This window comes from Meiothermus granaticius NBRC 107808, from assembly GCF_003574355.1.
GTDB classification, from domain to species: Bacteria; Deinococcota; Deinococci; order Deinococcales; family Thermaceae; genus Meiothermus; species Meiothermus granaticius.
Map to the genome: position 1 here is coordinate 1 of NZ_QWLB01000026.1, position 11724 is coordinate 11724.

Annotated in this window: 13 protein-coding genes; 2 read left to right on the forward strand and 11 right to left on the reverse strand. The window is 63.7% G+C overall.

Annotated elements, in window-relative coordinates; all coding sequences use genetic code 11:
• Positions 1-509 precede the first annotated feature (509 nt).
• Positions 510-947, reverse strand: coding sequence for a DUF420 domain-containing protein (locus Mgrana_RS10100; protein ID WP_119357489.1), 438 nt, complete (start codon positions 945-947; stop codon positions 510-512).
• A 58-nt stretch (positions 948-1005) separates the two neighbouring features.
• Positions 1006-1299, reverse strand: coding sequence for a hypothetical protein (locus tag Mgrana_RS10105; protein WP_119357490.1), 294 nt, complete (start codon positions 1297-1299; stop codon positions 1006-1008).
• Between the two features lie 64 nt (positions 1300-1363).
• On the opposite strand from Mgrana_RS10105, the gene Mgrana_RS10110 reads away from it, so the two are divergent.
• On the forward strand, positions 1364-1693 hold the full coding sequence (locus Mgrana_RS10110; RefSeq protein WP_119357491.1) for a tRNA-binding protein: 330 nt from the start codon (positions 1364-1366) through the stop codon (positions 1691-1693).
• A 63-nt stretch (positions 1694-1756) separates the two neighbouring features.
• Positions 1757-2218, forward strand: a complete 462-nt coding sequence (locus Mgrana_RS10115) for a CBS domain-containing protein (RefSeq protein WP_119357492.1) — start codon at positions 1757-1759, stop codon at positions 2216-2218.
• Here the strand turns inward: Mgrana_RS10115 and Mgrana_RS10120 are convergent.
• From Mgrana_RS10120 to Mgrana_RS10160, 9 genes are all read right to left on the reverse strand, one after another.
• Positions 2187-3803, reverse strand: a complete 1617-nt coding sequence (locus tag Mgrana_RS10120; protein ID WP_119357493.1) for a helix-hairpin-helix domain-containing protein — start codon at positions 3801-3803, stop codon at positions 2187-2189. The genes Mgrana_RS10115 and Mgrana_RS10120 overlap by 32 nt on opposite strands.
• Before the next feature lie 44 nt (positions 3804-3847).
• Positions 3848-4636 (reverse strand): histidinol-phosphatase HisJ family protein, encoded by a 789-nt coding sequence (locus Mgrana_RS10125; RefSeq protein WP_119357494.1) that lies wholly within the window; start codon positions 4634-4636, stop codon positions 3848-3850.
• 56 nt (positions 4637-4692) lie between these two features.
• Positions 4693-5454 (reverse strand): tRNA pseudouridine(38-40) synthase TruA, encoded by a 762-nt coding sequence (truA, locus tag Mgrana_RS10130; protein ID WP_119357495.1) that lies wholly within the window; start codon positions 5452-5454, stop codon positions 4693-4695.
• 142 nt (positions 5455-5596) lie between these two features.
• Complete coding sequence (locus Mgrana_RS10135; protein ID WP_119357496.1) at positions 5597-6187, reverse strand: nitroreductase family protein; 591 nt, start codon at positions 6185-6187, stop codon at positions 5597-5599.
• 161 nt (positions 6188-6348) lie between these two features.
• The gene (locus tag Mgrana_RS10140; RefSeq protein WP_119357497.1) at positions 6349-7521 is read right to left on the reverse strand and encodes a DUF1501 domain-containing protein; all 1173 of its coding nucleotides are present in this window, start codon (positions 7519-7521) and stop codon (positions 6349-6351) included.
• A 35-nt stretch (positions 7522-7556) separates the two neighbouring features.
• Entirely contained in the window at positions 7557-8765 is a 1209-nt protein-coding gene (locus Mgrana_RS10145) for a DUF1800 domain-containing protein (protein ID WP_119357498.1), read from the reverse strand.
• A 131-nt stretch (positions 8766-8896) separates the two neighbouring features.
• Positions 8897-9628 carry an HAD family hydrolase gene (locus Mgrana_RS10150; protein ID WP_119357499.1) on the reverse strand — a complete coding sequence of 244 codons (732 nt, stop codon included), beginning with the start codon at positions 9626-9628 and terminating at the stop codon, positions 8897-8899.
• A gap of 71 nt (positions 9629-9699) precedes the next feature.
• Positions 9700-10311, reverse strand: a complete 612-nt coding sequence (locus Mgrana_RS10155; protein ID WP_371862045.1) for a DNA-3-methyladenine glycosylase family protein — start codon at positions 10309-10311, stop codon at positions 9700-9702.
• A gap of 17 nt (positions 10312-10328) precedes the next feature.
• Positions 10329-11573, reverse strand: coding sequence for an aminopeptidase (locus Mgrana_RS10160; protein ID WP_119357500.1), 1245 nt, complete (start codon positions 11571-11573; stop codon positions 10329-10331).
• Between the last annotated feature and the right edge of the window lie 151 nt (positions 11574-11724).

Consider the following 11724-nt stretch of genomic DNA (forward strand, 5'->3'; position numbering starts at 1 on the left):
GGCTTGGGCCCAGCGTAGGAACCAGCAAAGGGTCGTTATCCAGTGGCGTTTCACCGCCGCCGACGCGCGCATCAAGCTGGCCCACCTGTACCCCAGAAGGAGTGGCGATGATTAACTTACCAGAGCACTAGAGCCATGAAACGCTACCTGGGACGGTAGCGCACCTGTCCTACCGCCAGGGCTGCCCCAAGCGCACTTGGCGGCCTGGGCTGGACGGAAGACCTGGCAAGCTGGAAAGGGGATACCATAGGGGCATGAAGCGTGGGAACCGCGAAAGCCCCAAACAAAAAACTTACGGCCCTGACCCAACCTCATGGGCAGATGATTTCATTGTTCTCGAGCCTGCTAACCCCAAGAAACGACCATTCCCCCCACAAGTCAAGCTTAAGGGTAAGAAAAGCTCCCTCGAGCACGTCCAAGAGCAGCGCAGGTGAACGGATCATCTTGGGTACGGGCCAGATTCATACCCAAATTTGCCTTACAGCCTTCAACCGAGCCGGGTTGGGGCGTTAAAAGCGAATGCTCCCAGTGCTCTCGCCATAGCGGCGCAGCACCAAATCAATGACCCATCCGGTGGCGGCCACATAGAGCCAAATGGGTACCGTCCAGCGAGCCCAGGGCTTGTGGATGTTAAAGCGACCTTTGACCGCATTGTAGATGAGCCAGATCACCAGCGGGCCATTAATTGCAGCCAACAGGGTATGGCTGATGAGCAGAGCATAATAGGCTCCGCGCCACTCCTCCGGCCCCACGTAGCGGGTGGTTCCGTAAAGGCCCCACTTGAGCAGGTAAAACACCAGAAATAACGCCGCCAGAGCGGTCGCGGTGAGCATGATCCGGGGATGCCATACGCGGTCGCCCCGGCGAATGAAGATGACCCCGATGATGACCGCAATTCCTGAAAGCGCGATGAGTGCAGCCGCGATGTCGCCCAAGGTTTGCCCCATACCCTAATAGCTCCCTCCAATCCCCGAGACTACAGCAGCCTTTCGGGACATTTATCCCTTAAAACTCCTCGCCCAACTTCTCGGCCAGGCGACGCACCCGCTCTTCTCTCGAGGTGCGGGCATAGCTATACCCCAGCAAGTAAGCGCGTTCGGCCTCGCGCTTTTGTCCGATCTTGCGTTGTACCTGAGCCAGCCGGAGATAAGCCAGAGCCATCATTCCATCGCGTTCCTTGCCCGGTGCGACCGCCTCGAGGAGCGCAATGGCTTCTTGAAACCCACGGGTGGCCTGCTCCGGGGGGAGGTCTCGAGAGTCGCGGATCAGGATGGCGGCTTGGTCGAGCAGGCGTTGCACAAAGGCCAGTATATCGGCCCGATGATTCTTGTGGACCTTCTACAGGATAGGGATAATCGAGAACGTGACGCCTTTGGAAGCCTTTGAACTGCTGGATCTGCGGGTGGGGAGGGTGCTGCGGGCTGAGCCCAACCCCAAGGCCCGTAAGCCAGCCTATAAGCTCTGGCTGGATCTGGGGCCTTTGGGACTGCGCCAGAGCAGCGCCCAGCTTACCGAGCTGTATACCCCTGAAGCCCTGGTGGGGCGGTTGGTGGTTTGCGCGGTCAACCTGGGGGAGCGCAACATCGCCGGGTTCACCTCGCAGGTGCTGGTGCTGGGCCTTCCCGACCAGGAAGGGCGGGTGGTTTTGCTCTCGGTGGAGCGGGAGGTGCCCCTAGGCGGACGGGTGTATTAGGGAGACATTTGCCTCTGGTTGGCCGGCGGGCAGAGGGTTACCCTCCAGTTTGAGGTGGTGCCTATGACGGTTCGAGAGTACATGACGCCCAATCCGGTCACCGTCTCCCCCCAGACCCCGGTTTCCGAAGCGGCAGAGCGGATGAAGCGGGGGCAGTTCCGCCGCCTTCCGGTGATGCAGGGGGATGAGTTGGTGGGTATCGTGACCGACCGCGACCTCAAAGAGGCCATGCCTTCCGATGCCACCGCCCTTTCGATTTGGGAGATCGGTTATCTGATTGCCCGGCTCACCGTAGGAGAGATCATGACCAAGCAGCCGCTCACGGTAGTGGATACCCTGCCGCTCCAGGCTGCGGCCAAAATTCTGCTCGAGGCCAAGGTGGGCGGCTTGCCGGTGATGCACGGGGGTAAGCTGGTAGGGGTGATCACGGTTACCGATGTGCTGCGGGCATTTCTCGAGCGTGAAGCCGAACTGCTGGTAGGGGCCGAGGAAACTAGCGCCGAAGCGTCCGCGGGGCCTCGATAAGCTGTTCCGCGCTCCAGGTGTTGGCGATCTGGGCTGGCCGCAGGCCGCCCTTGTTGGCGAACAAAAGGCCATAGTGGATGTCGGCCAGCCCCCCTACGCTGTGGGCATCGGGGCCCAGCGAGAAGTGCAGCCGGTCGCGCCACTGCAAGAGCAATCGCCAATCAAGATCAAGGCGGTAGGGGTTGCAGTTAAACTCCACGAGTTTGCCCTGCCGAGCGGCCTGCTCGAGGATGGCTTCCCAGTCGGCATCGACCCCTTTGCGCCGCAGCAATAAGCGCCCGCTGGGATGACCCAGGATGGTCAGATAGGGGTTTTCCAGCGCCCGTAGGAAGCGCTCGGTCTGGTCTTGGCGGGAGAGGTTGAAGCCGGAGTGCAGGCTGCCGATGATCACCTCGAAGCGGGCCAGCACCTCCGGGGGGTAGTCGAGCGAGCCGTCGGGGAGGATGTCTGACTCAATGCCCTTGAGAATGCGAAAAGGGGCCAGCTCGGCGTTGAGCGCGTCTACCTCAGCCCATTGGCGCTCGAGGTCAGAGAGCTTCAGCCCACCGGCATAGGCTGCGGTTTGGGAATGGTCGGAGAGCACCATGTAGGCGTACCCGGCAGCGATGGCCGCCTCGGCCATCTCCCGCAGGGTGCCGCTGGCGTCGGAGTAGGTGGTGTGCAGGTGAATGAGCCCGCGCAACTGCTCAGGCCGTAAGCCCTCCTCCGGGGGGTTCAGGCCGATATGCTCGGGCTCGCGCCAGTAGGGGGGCACATAGGGAGCCCCAGCCGCGGCAAACACCGCGTCCTCGCTGCGCTGCGCGGCCAGGGGATACCCGCCGGCCAACAGCCAGGGGCTCGAGCCGGTCGCCTGAAACAACACTGTACCGAAGTTTTCCGCGCTGGCACAAAAGACCCGCAGCGGCAACCCCTCTAACTGGCCTAGAACCCGGTCTGGCTCGAGCTTTTGGGCGTGCTCCCCGATCGCGGCAGCGACCTGCTGGGGACTGGCCAGGGCGACCATATCCAAGTTCCCCACCGTTTCTAACCCGCGCCGCACGCTTCCAGCCAGCTCCGCCCGAATTCCAGCCCGGGTCAGGTCCTCCAGCAGCAGTTTGCCCGCGGCAACCCCTACGGGCAACAAAACCCGGCGCAGGTTGCTCAAGGCGAAGCGAGCCGCCTCCAGCAGGCTGGCCTCGCTCTTGGCCCCGAAGCTGGGCAGACTGCGAATCTTGCCCTCCTCGGCCCAGCGAATTACCTCCTCGAGGCTGTCCATCCCATGTTCCCACAGCGCCCGGATGCGCTTGGGGCCCAGCCCCTGTACCCGAAATAGCTCGAGCACCCCTGGGGGGATCTGGGCCTCGAGCTCGCCCAGGTAGGCAAACTCCCCGGTTTGGACGATCTCGGTTAAAACCGGGGCCAACCCCGGGCCAACCCCCGGCACCCCCCGAAAACCGTTGGCTGCGAGCTCGTCTAGGCTTTGCTCTATGCGCTCGAGGTTGCGTGCGGCTTTACGGTAGGCCCCCGCCCGAAACTCCCCCTCCCCAAGCACCTCCATCAAATCGGCGGCGTACTCCAGCAGCCCGGCCAGCTCTTTGCGCTCCATAGGGATAGCCTAAAGTCAAACCCCCAAACCTTGAAGGCGTGGGGCTAAAGCGGATAGGCTATGGCGTTCCCTGCGCGAAAAACCACCGCTTCGGTATAGCCGGCGGCTTTGAGCAGGGCGGCCGCCTCGGCGAAGCGATGGCCCACCTCCTCGGGGTGATGCGCGTCTGAGCCCAAGACCACAGGGATTCCCAGCGCATGGGCTCGAGCCAACAGGGCTGGGCTTGGGTAAAGCTCGCCGATGGGTTTACGCCAGCCAGCCGTGTTCACGTCGAGCGCCAGCCCCTCTCCGGCGATGATCTGTAGGGCCTCTTCGGCCAGATCCAGATAGCCCTCTGCCGGCAGGTGACCGAACTTTTTGGGTAGGTCCAGATGCCCGATGCTGTGGAATAGCCCGCTCCGGGCGGCCTGGCCGATCAGTCCAAAATACTCGGCATAAACCTCGCGCAGCTCGCGGGCCTCGAACTCGGCTGCAAACGCTGGGTTATCGAAGGGCCAGGCCCCGATATAGTGCACCGAGCCGATCACGTAGTCATAGGGATAGCCGGCAATCAGCCTGCGGACATAGGATTCAGTGCCGGGATGAAAATCGGCCTCGAGCCCGATCCCCACGTAGAACCCCCCGGCTTTGGCCCGGGTCTGCTCGAGCAGGGCCTGATACAGGGGCAGTTCCTCGCGGCGCATTCGCACCTCGGGGTCAAACCAGTCAGGCATGGGGCTATGGTCGGTGATGACGATGCCCTGGAGGCCGCGCTCCTGTGCGGCGTTCAGGTAGTCCTGGGGGGCTCCAACCGCGTGGCGACACAGGGGGGTATGCATGTGGGAGTCGTACATCCTGGCTCCAGGCTAAGGGTTCGGGGCCCAAGGCTCAACCCTGATTCCCGGCTCGGCTAATGCTTCCCGTAGGGCTCGTAGCCCGCCCGCACAAAATACAACCCTTGCGGAGGGGCGGTAGGCCCGGCCTGGCTACGGTTTCCGCTGTGAAGCAGGGCGGCGATGCTGCTGGAATCCCGCTTGCCCAGCCCAACCTCGACCAAGGTCCCGACCATGCTGCGCACCTGCCCGCGCACGAACCCCGAGCCGATAAACTCCATCCAGATTTCGCGTCCGGAGTCGGTAGGGCGCACCTCGAGGTGCGCTCGGTAAACCTCACGTAGGGTGCTGCGTTCTTCCTTGATGGCAAACGCCCCGAAGTCGTGCAGGCCCACCAAATCTTCCAAGGCATGGCGCATGGGCACCAGGTTGAGCGCCTGGGGGATCCACCAAACCCGGTTGCGCTCCAGGGCCGGGGGAAAGGTGCGCTGGAGGATGCGGTAGCGGTACTCCCGCCAAAAGCAGCTTTTGCGGGCATGGAACCCTGGGTCAACCTCCTCGGCCGACAGCGCCCGCAGGTCAGGGGGCAGGAGGCCGTTGAGGGCGAAGGGAATTTTGGCGGCGGGGATCGGGTCTTGGGTATCGTAGTGAACGGGCATGGCCAGGGCGTGAACCCCGGTATCGGTGCGTCCGCAGGCCACGATTTTGGGCAGAGCCCCCGGAATCTGCGCCAGGGCGGCCTCGAGCTCCCCCTGCACGGTGCGCTCTCCCTGGGCCTGGGTTTGTAGGCCTGCGAAATGGGTCCCGTCAAATTCAATCGTGAGCTTGATGCGTCGCATGGTGGGGCTGAGGGTCGGAGCGGGGCCGATCTGTCCGCGAACGGTTCTAGGCCGAAAAGCCGGTTGGAACCTAGCCTACCAGGAAACAAGACCAGGGCCGATACCGGCCCTGGTTCAGGCTATCAAATGCGGCTGGAGGTGCCTAGGGGTTTCCCCAGTGCCACACCACCTTTTGCCGCCAGTCCCCTCGAGCCCCCTTGGGCCAAGGAACCGCTGGACGCCCCACATAGACGAAGCCCAGCAGCTTGGTGGGGGGTTCCCAGCCCACGAAGCGGGCGGTGTTGGGGTGGGTCACCGGCATCCCCGAGGCCCAGAAAGCGCTCAGGCCCAGGCTTGCCGCCACCAACTGGGCTCCATATACCGCGGCCCCCACCGCCGCCACCTCTTCCCACTCCGGATGCCGCCCCCCGGGCTGCATTCCGATGGCAATCCATACCGGGGCCAGCCAGACCCGCTTGCGCTGCTCCTCTTCGGCCTGGGGATTGTACTTTTCCTTTGCGACCCCCAGCCGATAGGACCGGGCGAAGGTTTCGCCCAGCGCCTTGCGGGAATCCTCGGCATACACCGCGAAACGCCAGGGCTCGCTGGCGCCATGATTGGGGGCCCAGTTGGCCGCCTCGAGCATCTGTTCGATCTGCTCCCGGGGGATGGGATCGGGCTTAAGCAAGCTCTGTTTAAGGCTGCGGCGATGAGCAATGAGGCTGAGCAGTTCTGGAGTCGAGCAGGTGAGCATGGAGCCTCCGCAAGATAGAGGGGATGGATTGGGCTCAAACCCGGGGTTTCTTTGAGCCCTAGTGGCTGCCGACGACCACGGCCAGAGCAGCCAACCCGTCCACTCTAGCATGGGGACGGCACTCCATAGGAGATTCTCAACCGCCGCGCAGCAAGGCTGGTTTAGACCACACCCAGCGGCTTAAACTCCTGCCCCAGCACCTGTTTGGCATCCGCCTGAATCCAGCCCAGCGCGGCGCTGTAGACGTTCCTAAAATCGGTCTGGTATCTGAGGTCGCCGTCATCAAGATCCTCGAGGTTCGGCTCCCCCCCATACATTCCGCCTTTGATCCCGCCCCCCAGCACCAGCATCAGCCCACCTTTGCCGTGATCGGTGCCGTGCGAGGCGTTCTCCTGGACCCGCCGCCCAAACTCGCTGAAGGCCAGGATCAGCACGTCTTTGTCGCGGCCTATTGCCTTCATGTCCGCCCGGAAGGCACTCAGGGCTTGGCTCAGATACCCCAACAGCTCCCCCTGACGGGGCAACTGGGCCGCGTGGGTGTCCCAGCCCCCTACGGTGGTGTAATACACCGAGGAGCCCAGACCCCCTGCGATCATCCGGGCCACATCGGCCAAGTTTTTGCCAAAGGGGTGGTTGGGATACTGGGCCTTGGTGCTGTAGGTCCGGATCTGACCGATTTTATCCAGGGCCCCGCGCAGGCTGAGCATGGCCTGGCGCACCTCTTCAGCCTGGCCTTGGCGTTGGGTGTGCATCTCGGCTTCGAGCGCGGCCTCGAGGGGTTTGGGCATTCGCAGGGTAAAGCCATCCACGCTGCTGACGGCTGGGGCGCTGCGCTCATGGCCCTGCAGGGCTTGGGGGGTGGCCCCGCCTATAAAGGTGTCACAGAAAGGATCGTCTTGGCCGTCGCCCCAGCGTCCCAACCAACCGGTTCGCTCACGGCGGGTGGGATCCGCGGTGTGCCAGATGGAGGTGGAGATGAAGTGGCTGCGGTTGGGGTTGGGGTAGCCGACCTGGGGGATCAGGGCTAATTCCCCAGCGTCCCACATGGCCATTAGGGGGCGAAGCTGGGGATGGAGCCCCAGCCGGGCCCCGTTTTGCCCCAAATCCAGCACCTGCTCGCGTGAAATGGCGATGCTGGGTCGATTGCGATAGTAGAGGTCATTGCGGAAGGGGATGAGGGTGTTGAGCTGGTCATTTCCGCCAAACAGATTGACCACCACCAGGATTTTCTCCCTGGACTGAGCGGCTAGGGCCGTGCGGGAGAGCAGCGAGGGGGCCGCTTGTCCTAGGGCCAGGGTGAGCAGGGATTTTTTGATGAAGTCGCGTCGGTCCATGGAATTCTCCAAACTTTGCCTTGGGGCTCGAGCCCCTACAACAGCTGAGCCTCGGGTTTGACCAGCGAGAGTGGGCCGGTAGCACCATCCATGAAGACCTCGAGGTTGAGGCTGGGTTCCTGCCCGGCCAAAGCCGCCACCAGGTTGAGCCGGGCCAGGAGCGGCGACTCCGCCAGCCAACTCATCCCGCCATCCCAACCCTTCACGGTGGGGGGATCGAAGGGAACCTGCCCCATGGTGGCCAACAGTCCGAGCAATCGGCCCGAGGCTTTGCCGTCGTCTTTGCCGATGAGGGGCCGGGTCTGCCCGGCCGCATAGAGCAGCCCGACCACGTACTCGAGCGGACTCTTGACGATCGAGGCCCGGTGTGCTGGAGCGTAGAACTCCGGATGGGTGAAGAGCCAGCGCAAAAACTCCCGGGTTCCGCTGCTCTGGAGCACCTTAGCCCCCTCGCTCACCAAGGGCGCGGGGGGCTGGGGATCAAGGTAATAAGCCAGCAACTTGCGTCCGATAAAGGCATAGGTCTGTGGGTGGCGGGTCAGAATCTCCAGCACCTCGTCGCCGCTCTCAACCGGCTGCCCTAGGAAGCTTTTGGAGCCGGTGTCGTGCCAGTTTTTGCGGAAGAAGAACTCGAAAGCCTCGTTGGGATCACGCATCTTGCCGCCCTTGCCGCTGGGCAGCCGCACGGTCCAGCCGGTGAAGGCCCGGGCCGATTCCTGCACGTCCTTCTCGCTGTAGAACCCCGGCCCCAGGGTGTACAACTCCATCAGCTCTCGAGCCCAGTTTTCGTTGGGGTGTTCCTTGCGGCTCTCGGCGTTGTTGAGGTAGAGCAGCATCATGGGGTTATGGGCCACCGCCTTCAGCAGCTCCCCCAAGGGGCCGTATCCCTGGGTACGGAAGGTGGCGAACTGCGCCCAGACATCGCTGCCCTGGGCCCCCATGGTCTCGCGGAACTCTGAGGTGAAGTGGCCATGCCAAAACAACACCAGCCGTTCGGCGGCGGGGGTAGGGGTGTTGAGCCAGTGGGTGAGCCAGAGCTGGGTGAGCTGGCGCTGCTGCTCCCCGCGCTCACTGCTCGAGACCTCGGTTTTGAAAGCGGGGGCGGGGGTGGGGTCTTGCAGCAGCGAGTCCACCGCCGCCTCGAGGCCCAGCTCGCTGAGCCGACGGGCTTCTTCTGCTCGCCCTCGAGCAGCAGCGCGCCGCAGCAGGTGGACGGCGTCGGGGTAGCTCAGGGGCTTAGCCATAGGGGTGCCGGATTCCTTTCATGACGCTCAAGATGGAGCAAGTCACTGAAACAGATACCGGCCCTACCTGAAACCAATCTTAAGCTTAAATCGGCTTCCGCCGGAGAATGGCGAGGGTTGGGGAGGGCGGCTCAAGCCGACCGGCGCTCGCTGTGGGCTTGGGGCCGGTACCACTGGGCCTCGAGCCACTCGGGCAACTCCCCGATGGAGCGGAGCTGGGTATAGGCCTTAGGCCGGAGGTTTTCCAGCTGGACGTGCTCGTAGGCCCAGAGCTGGGGCGAGGGGATGTGGACCGCCTGGGCCCCTAGCTCGAGCGGCGGCAGGATGTCTGAGCGCAGGCTGTTGCCCACCATGACAAACTGTTCGGGGCGGATGCCGCAGCGCCGCAGAATCTTGCCGTAGGTATGGGTGTTTTTCTCGCTCACCACCTCGATGTGGCGGAAGTACTGGGCCAGGCCCGAACGCAGAATTTTGCTCTCTTGATCGAAGAGATCCCCCTTGGTGATGAGCAGCAGGGGGTAATCCCCTGAGAGCTCGTCCAGCACGGCCTCCACCTCGGGCAGCACCTCCACCGGGGCCCCGAGCATCTCCTTGGCCAGCTCGAGCAGGGCGTGGATGTCCTGGGCCGAGATTCGCCCACCGGTGAGCTGGATCGCGGTCTCAACCATCGAGAGGGCAAAGCTCTTGACCCCATAGCCATAGTGGGGCAGGTTGCTGACCTCGGTTTCGTACAGGTGGTTGCCGTCGTAGGTGTCTCCCAGATAGGCCTGCATCAGGGCTTTGAACCGCTCCTGGGCCGCGCAGAAGTGGGTCTCGTTGTGCCAGAGGGTGTCGTCGGCGTCGAAGGCGATGAACTCGAGCATGGCTGCACCAACCTTGAGCTCGAGTGTAGGACGAATGTCCCTACCCCCTCGGGTTATCTGACCCAGGGAGGTTAGGGGGTTTCCAGCACCCGCCACAGGTACCAGGCGGCGTGGCTACGGTGGGGTTGAAAGCGTTCCCCCAGGGCCTCGAGGCCCTGCCGGTCTAAGGGACCATAGAGCCGCTCCGCGCCTTTGCGCACGCCCAAGTCCAGGATGGGCCAGACATCGGGGCGACCCAGACCAAACATCAGATACATCTGCGCGGTCCACACCCCAATTCCCTTGACCTGGATCAGCCGCGCGACGATCTCCCCATCGGGGAGCCCTTCCAGCCCCTCGAGCCCGCCCCTTAGGGCAAAATGCGAGAGATCCCGGATGTAGGCGGCTTTGGCTTTGGATAGGCCCAGGGCCTGGAGTTCTTGGCCCTCGGCCACCCCAAGCACCTCGGGCTGGAGGGGAAAGCGGGCCTCGAGGCGCCGCCAGATGGTCTCGGCGGCTTTCCCGGAAAGCTGCTGCCCCACAATGGAGCTCACCAAGGTGCGAAAGGCCGGCTGGATTTTCACCGGGTTGGGGTGGAAGGGGGCTGGGCCGTGGAGGGCACGCAGGGTTTGCATGTGCGGGTCGCTGAAGATCACTCCACCCCCGGAGGCGGGGCTTTGGGCCTTTGGCTTGGGAGGTTTCATGAGAGGAAAGCTGGCTCCTATGAAGAGGGAAGCGCGACCCACTCCCCGCTGCGCATGATCGGCTCGGATCGTCCATCGGAGGAGATTCCATCCACCTCCACCTGGTCTGAACCGATCATCCAGTCCACATGGATCAGGCTTTGGTTGTAGCCCCGGGCCCGGCGCTCGGCCTCGCTGGCGCCCTCAAAGCCCTCGAGGTTTTCCACATAGGCCCGACCCAAGGCGATGTGGCTGGCGGCGTTCTCGTCGAGGAGGCTGTTGTAGAAGAGGATCCCGGTCTGGGCTACCGGGGAGCTGTGGGGTACCAGGGCCACCTCGCCCAATCGGCGGGCCCCCTCATCGGTCTCGAGCAGCTTCTCCAGCACCTCCTGCCCCTGCCGGGCCTGGACCTCTACGGCCTGCCCTGCCTCGAAGCGCACCCGGATGCCCTCGAGCACCTGCCCCCGCAGCGAGAGGGGCTTGGTCGCGCTGACCCACCCTTCCACCCGCTCACGGTGGGGCATGGTGAAGACCTCCTCGGTGGGCAGGTTGGGCAGGCAGCGCACCCCATTCTTGGCCACCCCGCTGCCTCCAGCCCACAGGTGCCCCTCCGCCAGCCCCACCTGTAGGTCGGTTCCCGGCCCGCGGAAATGCAGGGCGGCGTAGCGCTTGGCATTGAGCCACCGTATGCGGGTTTGCAGCTCGGCGTCGTGAGCCTGCCAGGCTGCGATGGGGTCGGCGGTGTTGATCCTCGAGGTTTGGAAGATAGCCTCCCATAGGCGTTCCATGGCCTGAACCTCGTCCAGCTGGGGGAACACCAGCTTGGCCCACTCGGGCGAGGCATGAGACACGATGGACCAGTTCACCGCAAAGCCCGAGATCAGCTCGGAGATACGGTGGCCAGCCTGGGCCTGGGCCCGGCTATGGATGGCGATTTTTTCGGGATCCACGTCTTTGAGCAAGGCGGGATTATCGCCATAGATGGCCAGCCGTGCCGCGCCTTCTTGGTGGGCCCGGGCGATGGCGTCCATGTACCATCCTGGGGCGTACTCGAGCGCCCTCTGAGAGCCGTAGCGATACCGGGCCAACACATTTTGCTCATCCCCGTACATCACCGCCACGTTTTTGGCCCCAGCCTTGTAGGCCTCGGCCACGATCCGGCGTACCAGCCCGGCCTCGTTCAGGTTGGCGGTGATGATCAGCTCCTGCTCCGGTTGCAGGTTGACCCCGATCTTAACCGTGATCTCGGCCAGTTTTTGTAGGCGTGCTTCAAAGTGTTCCACCCCCCCACTTTACCCGAGTCCGGTTGAGGGAACCCGCTCTTGACGCCGTGCGTGAGGCCAGGCTACCCTAACCCCATGCGCCCGCGAACCCCCCGCAGCTACAAGTGGCACCACCAGCGCTGGTGGTGCTGGTGGTTGGGGGACCGCACCC

What these genes read in the sequence shown, in the direction of transcription:
- Mgrana_RS10120 (WP_119357493.1), bottom strand. Translation starts at nt 3,803, where the DNA reads ATGGAGCGCAAAGAGCTGGCCGGGCTGCTGGAGTACGCCGCCGATTTG.
- Mgrana_RS10135 (WP_119357496.1), bottom strand. Translation starts at nt 6,187, where the DNA reads ATGCTCACCTGCTCGACTCCAGAACTGCTCAGCCTCATTGCTCATCGC.
- Mgrana_RS10145 (WP_119357498.1), bottom strand. Translation starts at nt 8,765, where the DNA reads ATGGCTAAGCCCCTGAGCTACCCCGACGCCGTCCACCTGCTGCGGCGC.
- Mgrana_RS10140 (WP_119357497.1), bottom strand. Translation starts at nt 7,521, where the DNA reads ATGGACCGACGCGACTTCATCAAAAAATCCCTGCTCACCCTGGCCCTA.
- Mgrana_RS10100 (WP_119357489.1), bottom strand. Translation starts at nt 947, where the DNA reads ATGGGGCAAACCTTGGGCGACATCGCGGCTGCACTCATCGCGCTTTCA.
- Mgrana_RS10115 (WP_119357492.1), top strand. Translation starts at nt 1,757, where the DNA reads ATGACGGTTCGAGAGTACATGACGCCCAATCCGGTCACCGTCTCCCCC.
- Mgrana_RS10150 (WP_119357499.1), bottom strand. Translation starts at nt 9,628, where the DNA reads ATGCTCGAGTTCATCGCCTTCGACGCCGACGACACCCTCTGGCACAAC.
- Mgrana_RS10155 (WP_371862045.1), bottom strand. Translation starts at nt 10,311, where the DNA reads ATGAAACCTCCCAAGCCAAAGGCCCAAAGCCCCGCCTCCGGGGGTGGA.
- truA (WP_119357495.1), bottom strand. Translation starts at nt 5,454, where the DNA reads ATGCGACGCATCAAGCTCACGATTGAATTTGACGGGACCCATTTCGCA.
- Mgrana_RS10125 (WP_119357494.1), bottom strand. Translation starts at nt 4,636, where the DNA reads ATGTACGACTCCCACATGCATACCCCCCTGTGTCGCCACGCGGTTGGA.